The organism is Oligoflexus tunisiensis (assembly GCF_001748245.1).
In the GTDB taxonomy this organism is placed as follows: domain Bacteria; phylum Bdellovibrionota_B; class Oligoflexia; order Oligoflexales; family Oligoflexaceae; genus Oligoflexus; species Oligoflexus tunisiensis.
Genome location: NZ_BDFO01000001.1, coordinates 2,090,377 through 2,109,400, shown reverse-complemented (window position 1 = coordinate 2,109,400; position 19,024 = coordinate 2,090,377). Strand labels below are relative to the sequence as shown.

Genomic DNA, 19,024 nt, shown 5'->3' with positions numbered 1-19,024 from the left:
GTGACGGTTCGAGTGCCAGGTAAAATACTTTTGACCGGCGAATACGCAGTGCTGGAGGGTCATCCCGCACTCAGTTTGGCCGTGGACAGGTATTTGACTGTGTCCCTCACCCTCAGTTCAAGCGGCGGCTGGCACCTGATCTCGGATATTTGGCCTGAGGCGCGCACTCTGGAACAGGCGGATGCCCAGGACATCGCGGCGGAACCTCTCCTTCAGGTGGCTGACTTTGCTCAGCATCATTTTGCATTGCCGCATGTCCGCTGCGAGATTCAGTCGGAACTCGATGTTCGCTTCGGGCTCGGCAGCTCCACAGCGCTGCGCCTGGGCGTGCTGCTGGCTGCAGCGGCTCTGTCACAGGGCTTTTCCAGCATCCCGGATAACATCCGCCTGGAAGCGGCGGCGCTGGCCTTTCGCATGCAGCGTGTGCAGCAGTCCTTTGCTTCCGGTTATGATGTGCTCACCCAGGCGCTCGGCGGGGTCATTCTTTGGACACCTGATTACCAGAACTGGCCTGGCTCTGCACTCAGGACATTGGATCCTGCTCCTCTCTCTCCCTATCTGCAGGTTTTTGTGGGCGGTGCGGGAGCCCCGACGCAAAAAGTCGGCGGCAGTGTGCGCACGGCCTTGGAAGAGAGCGGGCGGCAACGGGACTATTACGAAGCCTCCAATCGTGTGATCAAAAGCTGGCTGCAGCTCTGGCAAAACGAAGGCGAGGCCCTGCCCCAGCTTTGCCAGGATATTGCCGCTCAGCGGCACCTCTTTGAGTCTCTCCCTTATTTTCCCACGGAACTGTTTCGCAGTTTGGAACAATGTCCAGGTTTTGATCAAACCTGGACCGCCAAGACCACAGGAGCAGGAGGTGAGGACGCCATCCTGCTGATCGGCACCAGGGAACAAACACAGATGGCTGCCGAAGGCCTGGCTCGGGAAGGCTGGTATCGATTGCCCGTGCATCCGGCTGAACACGGCGCCAGCCTTTATTCCGGGACATCATTATGAATGCCAATTACAGCGCCACGGTCCCCAGCAATATCGCCTTTATCAAATACTGGGGCAAACGTCCGAACGCTCCGCAGTGGCCGGCGAATGACTCGCTTTCGATGACACTCAATCAATTGGCCACCCGAACCTCAGCCCGCCGGTATCAGGGGGACGATCACAGTCTGCGTCTCGGGGATCGGATGTATACCCGCAATGACAAGCAGCTGGGCAAGACCTTTGTGCATCTCGATCGTCTCGCCCTGCGCTTTGGTTTCACGCAGAAACTGCAGATCACTTCCACCAACAGTTTTCCCATGGGCGCCGGCATTGCCAGCAGCGCCAGTGGACTCGCAGCTTTAACGCTGGCCTCGCTCATGGCCTGGACGGATTCCAAAAATTGGGATGATCTCGAGCGCCACGGCTTTGATCGCACGATGCTGGCCGACCTGTCCCGTTTGGGTTCCGGCAGTGCATGCCGTTCCCTCTTCGGGGGTTTTGTTCAATGGGAGGCCGGACCGGATCCTGATTCCCAGCGCTATGCCTCGCTCTTTTCCGATGAGCATTGGGCCCTGCGGGATACCGTGGTGCTCTTCAGTTCGGAGCAAAAGGCGGTGGGATCCACGGCTGCGCATGAACTCGCCTGGAGCAGCCCCCTTTTTATTCCGCGACTCAGCGGTCTGCCGGAACGCATGGAGCTTGTGAAACAGGCTGTTGCGGATCGTGAAATTCAGGCTCTGGGTCTTTGGCTGGAAGTGGAGGCCCTCGAGATGCATGCGGTGATCATGACCGCGAGCCAGCCCGTCCACTATTTGAATCAGGAAGCCCTGCAATTTCTCGCCGATCTGCGACAGGCGCGGCAGCAGGGGGAAATCCATGCCTACTTCACAATTGATGCCGGTCCCAATATTCATGTGATTCATGAGGCAGGCGAACATGAGCGTCTCAAACTCTGGTTGCAAAGACGCATGGCCGCGGATCGCCTGCTGCATGACAGCGTGGGTGCCGGTCCGCGTTTGGACTTTCAAAGTGAGTGACAAAGCGTGAGTGAACATCCTAATTCCAAGTCTTCCTTGAATACCCGTCCTGCGCCGGTGGAAGCTCATGCGAGCGCCTGCGGAAAAGCCATTATCGTGGGCGAACATGCCGTGGTCTACGGAACGCACGCGGTGGCCCTGCCGCTCAAACAGATGCGCCTGCACTTGACGCTGACACCACTGCCAAGGCAGGAGCGGCAGCAAATTCACTTGACGATGGCCGGTCATGAGGCCTCGCCACGGGTCAACAGCGTGCTGTCCGATGCCATGGAACTTCTGGGCTCCGCTCCGTTTTCACTCAGTGCCAAAAGTCATAACGCTTTGCCGATCGGCGCCGGACTCGGTTCATCCGCAACTCTTTGCGTGGCCAGCCTGCGGGCTTTGACCTCAAGCCTCGGCTATGAACTGCCTCCCGCGCAGCTGGCCACCTATGCCAATGAACTGGAGAAACGCTTTCACGGTAATCCCTCCGGTTTGGATGCCGCGGTCGTCGCCTACGAGGCCTGTATCCTGTTCGCCAGAAGTCAATCCATTCTGCCGATCCAGTTGAAGGTTCCCGCTGGGCACAAATCCTGGGAATTCCTTTTGATCGACAGCTGTGTCCGCGCCTCGACCATGGCGATGATTCGTCAGGCTGAGCCTTATTTCAAAGGGCGCGCGGGGGAACGGCATCTGCAAAGTTTCGATCAACTGTCCTGGCTGGTTTATGGGGCCCTGCAGCAGGGTGATGTCAGCACCGTCGGGGCCGCGATGAATGAATGCGGTGACCTCCTGCGGGCGGCTTCCGTGGTCCCGGATAGCCTTGAGGCCATGATTAAGACCTGCCGCAAGATTGGATTGCCGGGGGTGAAAACCACCGGAGCCGGCGGGGGCGGCATGATCCTCGGACTGTTGGATCCGACCCAGGCCGATGCCCAGCAGGAAGCCGTGAAGGCCGCGTTTCCCAACCATTCCGTTTTTCGCGTGGCGATCGAATCCTGACGGGGCTACAATGGAGGGATTACGGAAAAGAGGCCAGACGTATGGATATCAAAGTCCTATTGAACGGACCGGTTCCCTTCGATCAACTTGCTGAGATGTATAACCTCGTCGGTTGGAATCGAGACGGCAGCCGCACCATCCCTGCGCTGCAGAAGATGCTGGAAAAAACCTCGCATTATGCCACGGCCTTCGATGGAAGCCGGCTCATCGGCTTCGGGCGCGTGATCTCGGATGATATCTTTCTCTTTCAGCTTTCCGATGTGATGATTCGGCCGGAATACCGCAAGCGCGGCATCGGGTCGCGGATTCTCAAAACTCTGATCGATGCCCTGCCGCCCAACGCTCATACCATTCGCATCATCGATGGTTTTATCAGTGCTTCGATCTGGGAGAAGCTGGGTTATCATACCGTCCCGGCTGAAAAGGTGATGTATGCGGTTCTGGAAAAGGACCCGTTGAAGGAAAAGAAATCCTCATGACCGCCACGCACTCGTCTAAAGCTCATCATATTTTTTAGCGAGTCCCCTGGCCTTGTCCACGGGATATTTCGCGCGGTTCTTGTCCATTTTCTGCAGGGCAGCCTCCACCGCATTGATGCCCAATTGATCCGCCAGATTCAAAAGACAGATCAGGACATCCCCGATTTCATCACGCGCAGCCTGGAGTTTCTCACCCTCCAGACGGCGGCTTTGCTCGGGCGTGAGCCACATGAAAAGTTCCAAAAGCTCTGCGGCTTCCACACTCACGGCGGCCGCCAGATTTTTGGGATCATGGAACTGACGCCAATCCCTTTCGTCCGAGAACTGCCGTATTTCAGCGATCAGTTTTGCGATGTCCATGAAAACCTTTCTTCTTCGCCGGCTGCGCTTTGGGTTTGATCGGACCGGGGGCCGCCTGAGGCAGGCGTGGAGCACCCGTCTGAGGTCTTTGCGGGGCACGGGCGCGATTCATTTTTTTCTGCTGCTTTTTGCTGAGATGCTCCTGCAGCTTTTCCTTTTCCTCATCCAGAAGGTGACCAAACTTCTCGGGAGTCACCACCTCACCCGGGCTGGCTTTTGCGGCCGCTTCAAACAGTTTCGACAGCATCCCGGCCTCTTCATGCTTATGGGTTTCCGCCGTATCCAGGGGACGCTTGCGGACGATGAAAAGATAATTGAAGCCCCGCAGAAAGAAATTTCCTTCAATGGCTGACGTGTGCCAGTGATTGCGCTTCAGGGATTTGTTGTGCCGGGTTACGCACACGATGTCGACCGGCTCAAAGAGCCGGCTCATGCGCAGAAAGAGTTCGAAGCCGATCGGACAGAAGGGCTTGTTTTTCGCTTGGGAATCGGACACATAGAGCGCAAAATAAGCACCCGGTTTCAGCACGCGGTGGATGTCCGCGATCACCTCCTCCATCGCTTCATAATATCCGCCGCCGCGCGCATCGAGTTCCCCGATGCACTGCTTGTCACCGGAGTATTTCACATGCGTGGAATACGGTGGGTCGATAAACACAAAATCCGCGCTGGCATCCTCCAAAGGGATATGGCGGGCATCCGCTTTGCGGACGTCGGGTCGTGAGGGGGCGATATCGAAACCAATCCCGCGCCGGTCCAGATCCTTGCAAACGTCCAGCGTTGTGCCGCTGCCGCAGAAGGGATCGACCACCACCGCGCCGGGTTTGGTGTAACGGTGGAGAAGGTTCCAGATCACATAGGACGGCGTGGCCCCGATATAGTCCGCATCCCCTTGCATGTCCTCACCATAGTGCTGCGAGGGAAAATCCCAGAGCGTGGTGGTCTGCATTTTGGGGGCTTTGGACGGTTTGGGCTGCGGTTTGAAACGATTATTGTTCATGTTCTTGTCTCATTTTCTGCAAGGGCCATGGTTCGGGCCAGATCTCATTCCAGTATGCGGGCAGCGGGGCTTCCAGAATGAGCGGCTTGCCGCCCACGGGATGTTTCAGGTCCAGACAGAAGGCATGCAGGGCGATGCGGCCTTCCCAATTCATGGAGGAGCCGTACTTGGCATCCCCGACGATCGGCGTCCCAAGCGAGGCGAGCTGCACGCGAATCTGATGACTGCGGCCGGTTTCCGGCTTCACACGAATCCAGCTTCGTTCCCCCTGGGTGGCGATCACCTCATAATCGAGCACGCTGCGCTTGGCTTCCGGATCCTTGGGACCGGTGATGCGGGTCAGGTTGCTGCTTTTATCCTTGGCCAAATAATGCTCAAGGCGTCCCCGCGATGCCCGCGGCTGGCCTTCGACCACGGCGACATAGATCTTGTTGAGCTGACGTTTGCGGAACATTTCATTCAAACGCGCGGCGGCCTTGCTGCTGAGACCAAAGAGCACCAGACCGGATACGGGCCGATCGAGAAAGTGAATGGGCACGCAGTAGCCTTTTTTTCCAGCCTCCTGGCGCTCCGCGTTCCACGCCCGCACGCTTTCGAGAAGCGTGGCATCACCACTGTGATCGGAAGCCACGGGCAGACGGGCTGGTTTGCTCACCGCCACGAGATGATGATCTTGAAAGAGAATGGTCAGGGATGAATCCATAGGTCCGTCACGTCGATTATGCGGATGAAGTTCCTGCAAGCAACGCAGACTAGGACAGGACTTCTGCCCTGTCAACAGCGCGTTGCGCGAGCCCACGGGCACCGGCTCCAGGCCCGGATGAGCCTTCAAAATCGGCGGATAAACCCCTGCCCTTTGTCAGATTTCCAAGCTGCAAGTTGAATTCAAAACTCAAACCTGGCGTCCGCCTGCCGAAAATGACCAGGACGAAAGGGTTCATCATGCACACCTGGCTTCTCATTCTGCTGCTGCTGTCCGGCTCCGCCTGGGCCAAGGACAATGACGCCTTCATTGACTACGATAAACTGGATCTGACCGTGACGGTCAAGGCACTGCGGGCGGGAAATCAGGACCCCAGCGGCCTCAACAGCTATTATTTCCGGCTGACTGCCGATGCCCTCCCCATCCTCAAGGAGGAGGTCAAAAAGCCCTTTGCCGAGCGCCTGAAGGTCGAGCGCGTGGTCGGCGAATTTGCGCAAATTGAAATCAAAAGCCTGAAGAACTGGACGCCGGACAAGAAACCCAATCCCTTGTTCAGCCTTGCGCTCAAAGGCGACCTCATCCGCGAGATTGCGGCCGAAACCATGCGGCAGTTCAAGGTTGCTGAAGAGGGTGTGTCCATCATTTGTCGCGTGGAAATGTTTGAACGCAGCAAGAAATTCGGCTTCTGGGGTGATGATCTGCTGGTGGGGGAAGCGACATTTCCCATTATTCCGGAAACTCTGCCTCATGGGCCGCGAGCGGAAAACCGTGAGCTGAAGATTGAAGATGACTCGGGAACGCTGGTGCGCGTAGCCGTGGTGTTCAAATATGCGGAAAAGAAGCCGGTCGCAACAAAAACAGCCGCAGATGCCTCGGCGGCTGCCCCGAAATAGCTCAAATCTCGTACACGACCACATCATCCGAGCGATACAGACGGTCGATGAACTCTTCCTTCTGTTTCACCACGACGTTGCGTTTTACCTTCAAGGTTGGTGTCAGCGCTCCATTCTCCACGGTGAAGGATTCCTTCATCACGCCCACGCGCTTGATCGATTCGTAACTGGCCAGGGGTTCGTTCACACGCTTGAGAAGCTTTTTCAGCTCCTCCTTGCGCGCATCCTCACCCAGGGACTTCGCATTCTCGCTTTCCAGAGAGACCAGGGCCACGCAGTATTTCTTGTCGTCGCCAATGATCATGGCGTCCTTGACCATGGGGTGCGATTTCAGGCTGTCCTCGATGGGCACCGGTGCCACGTACTTGCCACCCGAGGTTTTCAGGAGCTCCTTTTTACGACCCACGATCCGCAGGCGTCCGTCGGTATCGAGGGTCCCAAGATCACCCGTCGCAAACCAGCCGTCGTCCGACAGCACCTCGTGCGTGGCCTCCGGATTTTTATAATAGCCTTTGAACATGTAAGGGGCCCGGAATTGAATTTCACCGTCCTCGGCAATACGAATTTCACAGCCCGGGAAGGGCTTGCCGCAGCTGCCGATCACCGATTCATGCGCATCATTCAAAACGCCGAGGCAGAGGTTTTCCGTCAGACCATACACTTCCCGAATCATCATGCCAAATGCCGCGAAGAAACGCATGACTTCAGGCCGCGTTGGAGCCGCACCAGTGACCAGCATCCGGCAGCGATCGAGACCGAGGCGCGCCCGCAGTTTTTTGCCGACCAGGACGTCCGAAAGAATGCCGCCGATACTCTGATCCTTGGCGCGTTTGATGCGATCCTCCTCGATTCTTTGCTCACCCAGCGTTCGAGCCAGAGCAAAGACCGTGCGCTTGATCGGACTCGCTGTCAGCAGGCCAGCTTGAATCTTTTCATAAATCTTTTCCCAAAGACGCGGTACACAGAGGAGTACGGTCGGGCGGCAGCGCAGCAGATCTTCACCCAGAGTATCAATCGAGCGGGCAAACGCCACCTCGGAACCGGTCATGATGGAACCGATTTCCACCAACTGTCGTTCGGCGACGTGACTCAGCGGAAGGAAGGAAAAAAACCTATCCACCGTGCCTTCAGGCGGTTCCACGGTATCATAGGTGGCCGCCATCCCTTCGGCGATATTGCCATGCGAGTGAATCACACCCTTGGGTTTGCCCGTCGTTCCCGAGGTGTAGATGATGGTCGCGATATCGTCGTTGCTCAGCGCCACGGGTTCATCGAGGGTTTGCTTCGTTTCGTGCAGGATCGTGGGCAGGGCGTGGATTTTCGTCACGAATTGTTCCGCCAGCTTTTTAGCGACCTTCTCAAAGCTGACGATGCCGTTCAATTGGGTCTTTTGCAAATAAGGGATGCGATCGACGTGATCAACGACCAGCATGTCAGCGCCCGAGTGTTCCAAAATGTAGGTCACGTCCGCCTGCGAGGAGGTGGCGTAAACCGGCACGGAAATGGCTCCGATCGAAAGTATGGCAAGGTCAGCAATGATCCATTCGGGACGGTTGGCGGAGAGGATCGCAACCTTGGATCCTTTCTCCACACCCTGAGCCTGGAACCAGCTTGCAAGCAGGGAAACCTCTTCACGGTAACGTTTCCACGTCATGCTTACCCATTTGCCGTCGCGCACGCGGCAATAATAAAATGCCTTCTGATCCAGACGCGTTTGCGCCTGTTGAAAGAATTTCTCGGGCAAAGTCATCTTTGTGAACATAGGGAGTCCCCTGCTTAAGTATGAATTCTGTGGACGGATCAGCCTTTCTTATCACATGCGTCCTCCCCGACAAGGGCTTTTGTCAAAATCGTGTAAGATAAGCTTCCCAATCATAAGTAATGCCCCTAAACTAGGGTCCGTTCGCCTTTGGGCTGGCCAAATTTTCGCACAGGAACACCATGCAATTTTTGAAATTCTTCCCGGCTCTGCTCGTCTTCGCGCTGATCAGCTGCGCCACCTCCAGCCAGAAATCGGGAAAGCCCTACGATTTTTGTCTCTGTGGTCCGACGATCAATGCCGAGGCTGAGCCCCTGTGCGCGATCTGGGGCGAAAACAGCAATCCATCCGAGGGCACCCGGGTCTGGGCCAGCGAGCGCCGCCCGACCTGTAAGCCGGCCGACTGCGGCCAGCTTTTCAGCGGCCTTTGTGAAAAAATTCAAATGTCCGGCATCAGCCTCCCCACCCCCCCGGCCGCGACCGAGGCCTGTTACTGCGATGCGATCCTTATGGAAAACGACAAAGGCCAGGTGCAGCATTACTGTGCGGCCTGGGCCGAAGGCGGCAAAAATCTCTTGGAATACTATGCCTTGGATGAATGCACCCCCCAGCACTGCGGTCAGGCCCCCTTCGTCCTGGCTCCGAAGCTTTGCAAAAACGGATTCAAGCCGTTTTATTCGCCCCTTATGAACAAGCGCTAAAAAACTTGAGCGCAGGCCGCGTCGCTTAAGGATTGCCCCCAGGTGCCGATAGGCACCTTATGAAGCACGTCAATCAAATTCGTAAAATTGTTGAACAGGGTCGCCTGGATGAAGCCCATCAGGCCATCGAGGATCTCCTGGAACTGGGTCCTAAAAACCTGGAAGCCTTGAAATTGAAAGCCGCCCTTTTTGAGCACGTGGGGCGTTTCGACGACGAGGAGACCCTCTGGCGCCGCATCATCGAAATCGATAATGAGGACGAGGACGCGATCCGCTACTTTCAGAAGGCCCAGCTCGAGGACCGTGAGCATTATTACTTCACCGATCCCCTTCCGGGTGGTGGCCGCCGCTTTCTGGCCTATCCACGGACTTTGGTTTCGGTGTCCTTTATTGGTCTCGTCGGCTGTGTGAGTTTTCTCCTGCTCACGCGCATGAACGGGCAAATGATCGTGCAATCACCCATACTGCTGCTCGGGGCTTTTGCGCTGATGGTGGTCAGTCCCTGGCTGGCGATCATTTACCTCTACGTTCGCACCATTCGTTCGATCAATGTCACGAGCGCCGCCATCGAAGTCAGCACGCGCTTCAAGACTTTCCGTTATGCCTGGCCAGACATCCAACAGATATGCCTCGCCCATTCTGGCGAGCCGGAAGCCGGTGAGCTGAAACTTGTCATCGTGCCACGAGAGAAAAATGCCCCACCGATGAGTATCGACTTCGCCGAGGCGACTTCCGCCGTACGCGCCCGTAGGCACCTGATCCAGGAGATCCGCGACTACTTCCAGGATATCCGCTACGAGAACTTCGATTCCATACTCGTTGAAGGGCGTTCGATGCGACGCTTCTAAGTGCGCGTAACCCACGTAATCCCGCCGCGCCACGTTTTTTTTTAGCCCTTCCCTTGACACCTGAAAAAGGATACTTATTTTTCATTCGAAAAAGTGGCTGATCTGAGCCCATGGGCCGCTCATGTCTTCGTCGCTGAACGAAGCTGGGGCCTTATTTGAACCTGTCAAAATGTCGAGTGTTATTACGAGAGTTGGAGGCGAATTTTTTATGAAAATCAGACCATTGCAGGATCGAGTCCTCGTGAAGCGTGTTGAAGCTGAGGAAAAGACTGCCAGCGGCATTATCATCCCTGATAACGCCAAAGAAAAGCCCCTGGAAGCGGAAGTGATCGCGGTTGGCAATGGCCGTCGTCTGGAAAATGGCGAAGTCGTGAAGCCTGAGTGGAAAGTTGGCGATCGCGTTCTGATCAGCAAATACTCCGGTTCTGAAGTGAAGGTGAATGGCGTCGAGCACCTGATTTTGCGCGAAGACGACATTATGGGCGTCCTTGTTTAAGAGCATTCATTTTTAATTCCATCATTCAAATATGAGGAAATCATGACAGCTAAGACGATTAATTTTGGTGAAGAATCCCGCCGCAAGATTCTCGTTGGTGTCGACACCCTGGCGAATGCCGTGAAAGTTACTCTCGGCCCCAAAGGCCGCAACGTGGTGATCGACCGTTCGTTCGGCGCTCCTAACATCACCAAAGACGGTGTTTCCGTTGCCAAGGAAATCGAACTGGAAGACAAGTTTGAAAACATGGGCGCTCAGATGGTGAAGGAAGTTGCTTCCCGCACTTCGGACAACGCCGGTGACGGCACCACCACGGCCACTGTCTTGGCTCAAGCGATCTTCCGCGAAGGCGTGAAACTCGTGGCTGCTGGCCACAACCCAATGGAACTGAAAAAAGGTATCGACCTGGCTGTCAAAGCCATCGTTGAAGCCCTCGATAAACTCTCCCGTCCGACTCAGACTCGTGAAGAAGTCGCTCAAGTCGGCGCCATCTCCGCCAACAACGACCGCGATATCGGCAACATCCTGGCAGAAGCCATGGACAAAGTCGGCCGTGACGGTGTCATCACCGTTGACGAAGCCAAGGGTATGGAAACCACTCTCGAATTCACCGAAGGGATGCAGTTCGACCGCGGTTACCTGTCACCTTATTTCGTGACCGATGCCGAGCGCATGGAATGCGTTTATGAAAACGCTTTCATCCTTCTGAGCGAAAAGAAGATCAGCAACATGAAAGAGCTGCTCCCGGTCCTGGAGCAGGTCGCTCAATCCGGTCGTCCTCTCGTGATCATCGCTGAAGATGTCGACGGTGAGGCTTTGGCAACTCTGGTTGTCAACCGTCTGCGCGGCACTCTGAAAATCGCTGCTGTGAAAGCACCAGGCTTCGGCGATCGCCGCAAGGCCATGCTGCAGGACATCGCGATCCTGACTGGCGGTACTGTGGTTTCTGAAGACGTCGGCCTGAAACTGGAAAACACTTCCATTCAGCAGCTCGGCCAGGCCAAGCGCGTGTCCATCACCAAGGACAACAGCACGATCGTTGACGGCCAGGGTGCGAAAGCTGACATCGACGCTCGCGTTGGTCAGATCCGCGCTGAGATCGAAAACACCACCTCCGACTACGACAAGGAAAAACTGCAAGAGCGTCTGGCCAAGCTGGTCGGCGGCGTTGCCGTGATCAAAGTCGGTGCGGCCACTGAAGTGGAAATGAAAGAAAAGAAAGCCCGCGTGGAAGATGCTTTGAACTCCACCCGCGCTGCGGTTGAAGACGGCATCGTCCCAGGCGGCGGTACCGCTCTGATCCGTTGCCAGGCCGCTCTTGATACCGTGAAAGTCGAAGGCGAGCAGAAATTCGGCGTCGCCATCGTCCGCCGCTCCATCGAAGAGCCTCTTCGTCAAATCGCCCTCAACGCCGGCCTCGAGCCCGCTGTTGTGGTTGACAAGATCAAGGGCATGAAAGGCGGCGAAGGCTTCAACGCTTTGACCGAAGTCTACGAAGACCTCTACAAAGCCGGCGTCATCGACCCAACCAAGGTGACCAAAACCGCTTTGACCAACGCCGCTTCGGTTGCTGGTCTTCTCCTGACCACCGAAGCCATGATCGCTGACAAGCCTCAAGAGGCTGGCGCAGCGGCTGCTCCTGCTATGGGTGGCATGGGCGGAATGGGTGGTATGGGCGGCATGGGCGGGATGATGTAAGGTTTTGCCTTATATCTCGCTTAGTTACTGACCTTAGACACCTAATCGGACCAGAATTTCGGACCAAGTTGGGAATTCTGGTTTCGATGACAATTCAAAACTCCAACATTTTTCAGCGAACAGTGTTGGGGTTGAAAAGCAGATTGGAGGCTGGAGTTCATCTCTTGGCCTCCTTTCTTTTTATAGGAATTACTTTTTCTAAATTGGCTTTTCTTTCCTTTCGAGACCACTGCAGAGAGCTTGTGTTTTTGACACCTATACTGTGCACATAGATCATGGTTGTCTTAATGTCCGAATGCCCTGCCAGTTCTTTGACCTTCATGATGTCAACCGGTTCATCCATTCCAATTCCGTTAGCCAGATTGGTGAGAAAGGTATGCCTCAATGCATGGAAATGAATCTCACGTACCCCAGCCAGTTTAGTTAACTTGGAAAAGTTTTTGATTGTGTGGCTGCGCATGATGGAATAGAACGGTCGGAAGTCACCTGGATTGTCTTTGTACTGAAGCAGAATCTCATACACATCATCGTTCATCTCAATGCGCCTGAATCCGCCATTCTTTGTTTGGTTATTCAGCTTTTTGCCTTTAAAACTCCACGTTGACTGAACTGTTATCAACCTCTCAGAAAAGCTCACATGATCCATAGAAAGCGATGTAATTTCCCCTTTTCGCATTCCAGTCCGGAGAGCAAACAGGACCACTTCAAAAACTTTCTTGTGATTCCATACCTGCCATTCTCGAATGTAATCGACCATTAATTTGTTTCTATGTGGCTTTTGATAAGAACCCCCATTTTCAAGCCAATCGAGAAACTTATCTTCTTCATCAGGCCGCCAGTAATCATATGGCTGATCGCAGCACTCAGGCAGCTCGAAAGCCTTAAAAGGATTGTCCTTCATGTAGTCTCTCAAAAATCCAAACTTTGAGATCGTACATGCTAAAGTAAGAATCTCTCGCCGATAGGCGCTGCTCAAGAACTCACCTTCGTCAAAAAGTCCTTTTCTTATGCTTAAATATGGTCGGGTTTTTGGCTTCGTCTGCTTTAACTTCTTGGCGAGCGCCTCAATATCTCGAATACTCAGATCGTTTACTTTTATTGTTCCCATGAGTGGAAGAATATGGTGATTGAGTTGAGCCCTATAGTTTTTCAAGGTCGACTCAGCCACCTCACGCACAGATGCACGATGATCCAGAAACTTCTCTGAGAGATCCTTGAAATTACTTACCGCTGATGTTTGAGCAGACGCTTCTCCAGGGAACCACTGATCAAGTTCTTCCTGCCTGCGAATACAGCGAAGCAAAAAGTCTCGCTCCGTTACCGTTTTGATATTGATGCTTCGTCGAATATTCTGCTCGTCAGTGAATCGAACTTTATATGTGCCACTCGGGTTCTTTAGAAATGATCCTTTACCGTCTCGGCTTCGCATGATGATTCCTTCATTTGATAAGCGTCGCAACAACTTCTGCGACGACATATCTCACCGAGCGTCCAAATTTTTTTGGTACAATCTTCCCTTGGCTACGCCACTTCCTAATTGCATGCACAGAAACGCCAAGAATCTTAGCAAGCTCGTCAGAGCATACGTAGCGAGAAGAAATATTATCTATTTGATTTTCAAAGAGCACAGTGTTTCTTCTACCAAATTTCTTACCAGATTCCATTATCCAACCTTCACCAAGTTTACAAATTTGATATCTTGCTACTCAAGAAAAATTTATACTTTGTGCATATTTACAATTTCGATAACTCATCTCTGGATCCATCTATTGAGCATTCAAGATTGCTCTGAAAACCGGCGCCGTCGATCGAATGCTCGACGCTCTTAATAACCCACTCGCTATCGATCCCAGGTCCCAGGCCGCGTACATCAATTTTTCGTTCCGCAGCCAATTGCACATTGCCAGGAACTGTAAGTGTGAGGGTTTTCCCTTTGCGCACGACCTCACGGAACTTTGCCTCAGCCGCTTTGCGCGCGCCCACTTCCGTGATCTTGTTGTATTCTAGCTCTAGAACCACGCCGTCCTTGCCATACATGACATAGCGCTTTTCGCCAGCTTCATTGTCGTACCAGTAGGCTCGGACTCCGGTGTAGCGCTGGGTTTGATCGCCTGAATATTCAAAGCGGATCGGCTTTTCGATGCGAATGACTGGAATGGTGCCATCCGGGTTTGCCCCGCTTTTGTCGGCAGGAGTCAGCATCAGATAGCGACCGCTGACTTTGACCGTCAGATCATGACGCCGCCCAAGACGGCAAAGGAAAGCCAGATCGGACTCAGTCTGGTCCTCGTGTTCGATCGCAATGGATTTCAGCTCATCGAAAATCGCCGGCTTGAGCTGGTTGCGGCGTACAATCTCCTCTGCTATGGCGCCAAGCGTGGTCCCGTCCCAGGACTGCTCCCGCTGGCTTTTAAGCGACGAGCTCTGCTCCATTGCTGCGGCCTCAATCTTGACGATCCGCTTTCCATCCATGGCAACACCGACATGCTTTGTGGCAAAGCGCCCGACACTGGTCAGGACGTTGTCATAGCCAAGGGCCACGGAAAACTCTTGGCCAGCCTTTGGCCACTCAATGCCATCGTCGATCAGTTCCAGGGTCATCGCATCAGATTTCCAGGAGGCCTCATCCTTCACCGTCAATTTTAAAAGCCGCGAGCGGACTGCCTCGGTCAAATCCCTGCCATTGGTTTCGATACGGAAGTTTGGAATCATTCAAAAATCCTTATGGAATTTGTGACTGCGGTTGGACGTTTTAAATCGGGAAGGGTTATGAATGCCGCTGTTGGGAGGGACTTTGCCTCTCCAAGGTCATCGAATAGATGAAGCTTCTCCCAATTGGCTCTCAGCACCGCTTCCAGCGCCCCGGGAAGATCCCCATAGTATTTCCAGCAGATGAGGTCGAGTTCATCGCCGTCCTTGAGCTGCCATTCAGCCATAAAACTCAAGCTCCATGCTGAATTCAACTCGGCGTGGAATACCGTCACCATAAAAGATGGAGCGCGTTTCCTTGATCTTCTGAATGATCCAAAGTCCAAGGTTCTGACCAATCTCCGTGTCGGCATAGATGAGCCGCTGCGGTTTTCCAATGGCTGCCATGTCCCGGAGCCTTTTCAGGTGATCGATCCGCCCGGAAAATTCCGGATGAAGGACACCGGCAACAGTCAGTTTGTCCTCGGACGGTCCCGCGGCTTTTCCGATGACACCGATGTACTGGTAAATAGGAAGAGCACCGATGGGCTCCTGCTTCACCCACCTGTAGCCCGTTTCGCGCTCAACCTTCTCCGGGGAAAGCGTCAGAAGCTCGAAACTGAAATCCCCGAGACGTGCAAAGACCTCTTTTTTAAAGAGCGGAATGGGATCAAATGCCATCAGCTCACCACAACCGGATCGAGAAATGAAAAGCTCGGTACGTTTCGGAATGCCGACTGAATCTCGCCCTTGATCCTGCTCGCAACCTGGGCCGGTGCTGCCGGACCGGCCTCCACATGAATCGTGGCGTTGACCGTGATCACATTGCGTTGGGTGATGGGTGCAGCGGCTCCGGCCGCCTTCTCAATTGCGTGGGACGGCGGCGCCTCATATTTAAATCCTGAGTAATCAAACATGCCTTGAAGGGTGCTTTTCCCGGCAGTGGCGGCATCTGAGAGAAAGCCTTTGATATCGGATCCGACATTCTCCATCCACGGAAAGATCCCTGAGATATAGGGCCTGATTCGCGCGTAAATCCCTTTGAAAAAATCAAGGAAACGTTCCCACTTTTCCTTCACCCAGGCCACTGGATCCATGCTGAGCTTTTCCCCGATCCAGCCCCAGGCGGCGCCTGCGGTATTGGCGATCGATGTCCAAAGATTCTGAAACCATGCTTTCAAATCAGCCCAGGTTTTCTTCAGCTTTGGTCCGATCTCATCCCAGTTCCGCCAGAGATAAATCCCGGCTGCCGCGACAGCTGCAACGGCCGCTGCCACAGCCCAGCCCGCTGGCCCCATCGCAAGAAGGGCAGCACCGGCCGCGCGGGCGGCGTTCATGATCACGCCGAGCGAGGAGCGGGCAAGGGAACCTGATTTGACGAGCCCTTCCACAAGAAAATTTTTTCCAATACCGGCTCCGGTTCGAAGCCATCCAAAACCTCTGCGACCACGGGTGCCGGGCCCGAAAAGTCCAGCGCCCCATTTCCCCACGCGCCAAAGGTCAACGAAGCCTGAAAGCGCAAACTTCGCGGCAGCCATGGCCGCGCTGAATGCGAAGAGGGATCCGACACCAAGCATGATGTTTTTGGCCATGGTCTGATTCTCCCTGAGCCATTTGCCAAGTCCATCGATGATGGGCTGAATCGTGACCAGAAGGTCCTTCAGCAAAGGGATCAGGGAATTTCCAAGAGAGATTTTAATGTCATCCCAGGCGCTTTCCACCTTCTTGAGATCATTGATGGTCGATTCACTGAGACCCTTTTTGGCCTTTTCCATGTTGAGAATTTCGTCAAGCGCCTTGATCAGCTGATCCGCATTCTTTCCGCCTTTTTGAAACTCCATGAATAATTCCCTCACCCCGCTTCGCGTGCGCAAGAAGAAAATTTCAATGAATCTCAGCTGCTCGGACATGGGCAGCATCTGAATCCGCGTTTTGATTTCAGATGTCAGCTCCTCGCTAGTCTTTGTTCCCCCGAGAGGCTTGGTGCGGCTGATTTGAAGGCTTTTTAAAGCGTCATCGACCTTTTTTCCGGTACCGACAAATTCATCGGGCCTGATATCCTCCAACGTTGGTGTCAGATTCAACTCACTGAATATTCGCCCCATCTGCCGCTCAAATACCTCGCCCTTGAGCCCTTTGAGGGACTCCGCAAAAGCCAGGGCCATACCGCCGCCACTCATGGCCTTGTTCAGCTTCACTCCAAGGCTGTCAGAAGCCTTTTTCAGATCCTGATCCGGCATGGAGAGGAGCCGTTTAGCCATAAGGTTGAATGGGCCGGCGAGTTTCAAGGTCCTTTCCATGAAGCGGAGCGCGCCGCTGTCCACGGCAGCCAGAAGATTGGAAGCGGCCGGCGCATGCTCCTCGCCGCCCAGGGCCTTCGATACGGCCGCGCGTTTTGCGCTCCCGGCTCCCTTGAGCCTGAGATTGATATCCGAAAGAACATCCATCCAGTTCCGAACGTTATTGTCCTTATCCACGGTGCTGATATCCATGGCATCAAGAATCCTCTTCAGCTCCTTGGGCGGCTTGGCCATGCGAAGGAATATGGCGCGCATGCTCGTTCCGGCCATGGAGCCCTTGATGCCGGTGTTATGAAGAATCGATGATGCGGCGAGGGTCTGCTCAAGGGATGAGCCGACATCGACGGCCGGAGCCGCCGCGTATTTCAGCATTTCCCCGAGGGATTCAAGGCTGGAAGCGGAGGAGGAATAGGCGGCCGTCAGGGCATCGCCGACCCGGGCCATTTCCGAAACATCGATCCTGAATCCCTGCAGAACCTCGCTCGTAATCTCGGCCGTGCGGGCGAGGGATGTCATCGAGCTTTCAGAAAGGGCCAGCATGCTAGGCATGATCGCGATCATGTCATTGGTTCGATACCCAGCAGTGGCCAACTCGTTATAGGCTTCAGCCACCTCCTTTGCTGTGAAGATCGTCTCAGAGCCAAGTCTTCTGGCTTCATCCTTGAGACGCCTGTACTCCTCGGAGTTGGCACCCGACATGGCCTTGACCCTGACCATGGCCTTTTCGAATTCCAGGGCATGCCTGAGCGGAGCCGTAAAGAGATAGCCGCTGCCAAGTGTGAAATAAAGATGGCTCATGGCCTGTGACCTTAGATCCCGGGCGCGATCCCGAAGACGGTTCAGCTCCTCCTGCCGGCGCGCAAGATACTGCTGACGCTCGATGGCCTGATTATGCCTTCTTTGGGCATCGGTCAGATCCTCGACACTCAGCCCCTGCTTTTGAAGGGAGGATGAGTAGCGATTGGATGCCTCCCTTGCCCTTTCAATATGATGCTCAGTCCCTGCCACGGAGGCCGCATGGTCGCGCTCCTTTTTTTCAAGCTGCTCTAGGCTTTCACCCGCCTGAGAGGCGGCTTTGGCATGTGCGCGATGCGCGTCGGTGGCCTCCTTTTCCTCCTTTTTGGCCTCGGCCATGGCCCTTCCGGAGTCATGGACCTGCCTTTCAAGGGCTTCGAGTTTGGCAGTCTCCTCTTCAGTTGGCATGCCTGACATGAGCTTTTTCTGCTCAGAAAGCTGGCGGTTCATTTCATCAAGACGGGCGGCAGCTTCCGCTGCAGCGGCTGCGGCTCTCCGGGCTTCAGCTTCATAAATGTGCATAGCATCGGAAAGTTCCCGGGCCTTGAGCTTTTCCTTCTCCAGAGCCGCGGTGATCCGCTGGATCTCTGCCTCGGGAGCGCCCCCTTTGATGGCAGCGCTACGGGTCGCTTCAAGGGTTCCAATTCTCGAATGCGTGACGGCCAGAAACTGCCGTTTGCCTTCAAGCGCTCCCTCGGCGCCACGAAGCATGCGATCGGCCGCAGCCTTCGCATCCCTGGCCTCCTTCAGGCCATTTCTGAGCCTTTCAAGCCTTGCGATCTGCTCCTCTGTGGGACGCCGCGAGGCTTCAATCGCGGCACGCTCCCTGCCGAGTTCCTCGCGGTGCCGTGCATGGGCCTCGGTTGCCTGTTTAACTTTTTCGCGGGCTGATTCCATCCTCTGATCAAGCGCGGCATAGGCGGCCTTCTGCTGCTCAAGCTTCCCCCGAACATCGGAAAGGGCCTTTTTCTGGGCCTCGAGTTTCCCGGTCAGCCCGGCGATGTCATCCCTTGTCCGCTGGAGCCCCCGCATCTCAGACGCGGTGCGCTTCATTTCCCTCAGCGCACTGTTTACCCCGCGGAGCCTTTCATCAGCCGTTTGAAAAGTGCTTTTGAACGCGCTGTCTAATGCTGCGCGGATCAATACACTGACCTGTCTCGACATTTACCGCCACCTCTCCATCACCCGGACCCTCATTCGAATCATCCAGCGCCCCCAGCCATTCCTCAAATTCGCCCATGGTCATATCCAGGCACTCAAAGGCCGTAAAACCATAGCGCTCGCGCATGACGGACACAGCCCGCATGA

Annotated in this window: 20 protein-coding genes; 9 read left to right on the top strand and 11 right to left on the bottom strand. The window is 54.8% G+C overall.

The genetic code is table 11. The features are described from left to right. Genes OLTU_RS09190 through OLTU_RS09175 form a run of 4 tightly spaced genes read left to right on the top strand, consistent with a single transcriptional unit; the run spans position 1 to position 3,475 of the window. Positions 1-999 carry a mevalonate kinase family protein gene (locus OLTU_RS09190; protein ID WP_176736465.1) on the top strand — a complete coding sequence of 333 codons (999 nt, stop codon included), beginning with the start codon at positions 1-3 and terminating at the stop codon, positions 997-999. Beyond that, a complete protein-coding gene (gene mvaD / locus OLTU_RS09185; protein WP_141732461.1) occupies positions 996-2,015 on the top strand; it encodes a diphosphomevalonate decarboxylase in 1,020 nt (339 codons plus the stop codon). Before OLTU_RS09190 ends, mvaD begins: the two co-directional genes overlap by 4 nt. Positions 2,016-2,021: 6 nt before the next feature. Continuing rightward, positions 2,022-2,996 carry a mevalonate kinase gene (gene mvk, locus OLTU_RS09180; RefSeq protein WP_141732460.1) on the top strand — a complete coding sequence of 325 codons (975 nt, stop codon included), beginning with the start codon at positions 2,022-2,024 and terminating at the stop codon, positions 2,994-2,996. Positions 2,997-3,037: 41 nt separating this feature from the next. After that, on the top strand, positions 3,038-3,475 hold the full coding sequence (locus OLTU_RS09175; protein WP_141732459.1) for a GNAT family N-acetyltransferase: 438 nt from the start codon (positions 3,038-3,040) through the stop codon (positions 3,473-3,475). Positions 3,476-3,490: 15 nt separating this feature from the next. On the opposite strand, the gene OLTU_RS09170 is transcribed toward OLTU_RS09175, so the two are convergent. The 3 genes from OLTU_RS09170 to OLTU_RS09160 are packed head-to-tail and all read right to left on the bottom strand — an operon-like array spanning position 3,491 to position 5,538. Further along, positions 3,491-3,835 carry a nucleotide pyrophosphohydrolase gene (locus OLTU_RS09170; protein WP_141732458.1) on the bottom strand — a complete coding sequence of 115 codons (345 nt, stop codon included), beginning with the start codon at positions 3,833-3,835 and terminating at the stop codon, positions 3,491-3,493. Continuing rightward, positions 3,810-4,835: a TRM11 family SAM-dependent methyltransferase gene (locus OLTU_RS09165; RefSeq protein ID WP_141732457.1), complete on the bottom strand. Its 1,026-nt coding sequence runs from the start codon at positions 4,833-4,835 to the stop codon at positions 3,810-3,812. The genes OLTU_RS09170 and OLTU_RS09165 overlap by 26 nt, the downstream gene beginning before the upstream one ends. Next, positions 4,825-5,538: an RluA family pseudouridine synthase gene (locus OLTU_RS09160; RefSeq protein ID WP_141732456.1), complete on the bottom strand. Its 714-nt coding sequence runs from the start codon at positions 5,536-5,538 to the stop codon at positions 4,825-4,827. Before OLTU_RS09160 ends, OLTU_RS09165 begins: the two co-directional genes overlap by 11 nt. A 239-nt stretch (positions 5,539-5,777) precedes the next feature. On the opposite strand from OLTU_RS09160, the gene OLTU_RS09155 reads away from it, so the two are divergent. Next, a complete protein-coding gene (locus OLTU_RS09155; RefSeq protein ID WP_141732455.1) occupies positions 5,778-6,431 on the top strand; it encodes a hypothetical protein in 654 nt (217 codons plus the stop codon). A gap of 1 nt (position 6,432) precedes the next feature. On the opposite strand, the gene OLTU_RS09150 is transcribed toward OLTU_RS09155, so the two are convergent. Continuing rightward, positions 6,433-8,193, bottom strand: a complete 1,761-nt coding sequence (locus tag OLTU_RS09150; protein ID WP_141732454.1) for an AMP-dependent synthetase/ligase — start codon at positions 8,191-8,193, stop codon at positions 6,433-6,435. Between the two features lie 179 nt (positions 8,194-8,372). Between OLTU_RS09150 and OLTU_RS09145 the strand changes: the two genes are divergently transcribed. From OLTU_RS09145 to groL, 4 genes are all read left to right on the top strand, one after another. Then, on the top strand, positions 8,373-8,891 hold the full coding sequence (locus OLTU_RS09145) for a hypothetical protein (protein WP_141732453.1): 519 nt from the start codon (positions 8,373-8,375) through the stop codon (positions 8,889-8,891). A 59-nt stretch (positions 8,892-8,950) separates the two neighbouring features. Beyond that, positions 8,951-9,739: a tetratricopeptide repeat protein gene (locus tag OLTU_RS09140; RefSeq protein WP_141732452.1), complete on the top strand. Its 789-nt coding sequence runs from the start codon at positions 8,951-8,953 to the stop codon at positions 9,737-9,739. 208 nt (positions 9,740-9,947) lie between these two features. After that, positions 9,948-10,235, top strand: a complete 288-nt coding sequence (gene groES, locus OLTU_RS09135) for a co-chaperone GroES (protein ID WP_141732451.1) — start codon at positions 9,948-9,950, stop codon at positions 10,233-10,235. A 42-nt stretch (positions 10,236-10,277) separates the two neighbouring features. Then, positions 10,278-11,933 (top strand): chaperonin GroEL, encoded by a 1,656-nt coding sequence (gene groL / locus OLTU_RS09130; protein ID WP_141732450.1) that lies wholly within the window; start codon positions 10,278-10,280, stop codon positions 11,931-11,933. A 157-nt stretch (positions 11,934-12,090) separates the two neighbouring features. On the opposite strand, the gene OLTU_RS09125 is transcribed toward groL, so the two are convergent. The 7 genes from OLTU_RS09125 to OLTU_RS31840 all read right to left on the bottom strand — a co-directional run bounded on the left by OLTU_RS09125 (position 12,091) and on the right by OLTU_RS31840 (position 19,022). Continuing rightward, complete coding sequence (locus OLTU_RS09125) at positions 12,091-13,362, bottom strand: tyrosine-type recombinase/integrase (RefSeq protein WP_176736464.1); 1,272 nt, start codon at positions 13,360-13,362, stop codon at positions 12,091-12,093. 10 nt (positions 13,363-13,372) lie between these two features. Continuing rightward, entirely contained in the window at positions 13,373-13,597 is a 225-nt protein-coding gene (locus OLTU_RS09120; protein ID WP_141732448.1) for a helix-turn-helix domain-containing protein, read from the bottom strand. 70 nt (positions 13,598-13,667) lie between these two features. Beyond that, on the bottom strand, positions 13,668-14,534 hold the full coding sequence (locus OLTU_RS09115) for a phage late control D family protein (RefSeq protein WP_176736463.1): 867 nt from the start codon (positions 14,532-14,534) through the stop codon (positions 13,668-13,670). A gap of 107 nt (positions 14,535-14,641) precedes the next feature. Beyond that, the gene (locus OLTU_RS09110; protein ID WP_141732446.1) at positions 14,642-14,869 is read right to left on the bottom strand and encodes a tail protein X; all 228 of its coding nucleotides are present in this window, start codon (positions 14,867-14,869) and stop codon (positions 14,642-14,644) included. Next, a complete protein-coding gene (locus OLTU_RS09105; RefSeq protein WP_141732445.1) occupies positions 14,862-15,302 on the bottom strand; it encodes a phage tail protein in 441 nt (146 codons plus the stop codon). The genes OLTU_RS09110 and OLTU_RS09105 overlap by 8 nt, the downstream gene beginning before the upstream one ends. Further along, positions 15,302-18,769 carry a phage tail tape measure protein gene (locus OLTU_RS09100; protein ID WP_176736462.1) on the bottom strand — a complete coding sequence of 1,156 codons (3,468 nt, stop codon included), beginning with the start codon at positions 18,767-18,769 and terminating at the stop codon, positions 15,302-15,304. The genes OLTU_RS09105 and OLTU_RS09100 overlap by 1 nt, the downstream gene beginning before the upstream one ends. A 37-nt stretch (positions 18,770-18,806) precedes the next feature. Then, positions 18,807-19,022 (bottom strand): hypothetical protein, encoded by a 216-nt coding sequence (locus tag OLTU_RS31840; protein WP_218109938.1) that lies wholly within the window; start codon positions 19,020-19,022, stop codon positions 18,807-18,809. Between the last annotated feature and the right edge of the window lie 2 nt (positions 19,023-19,024).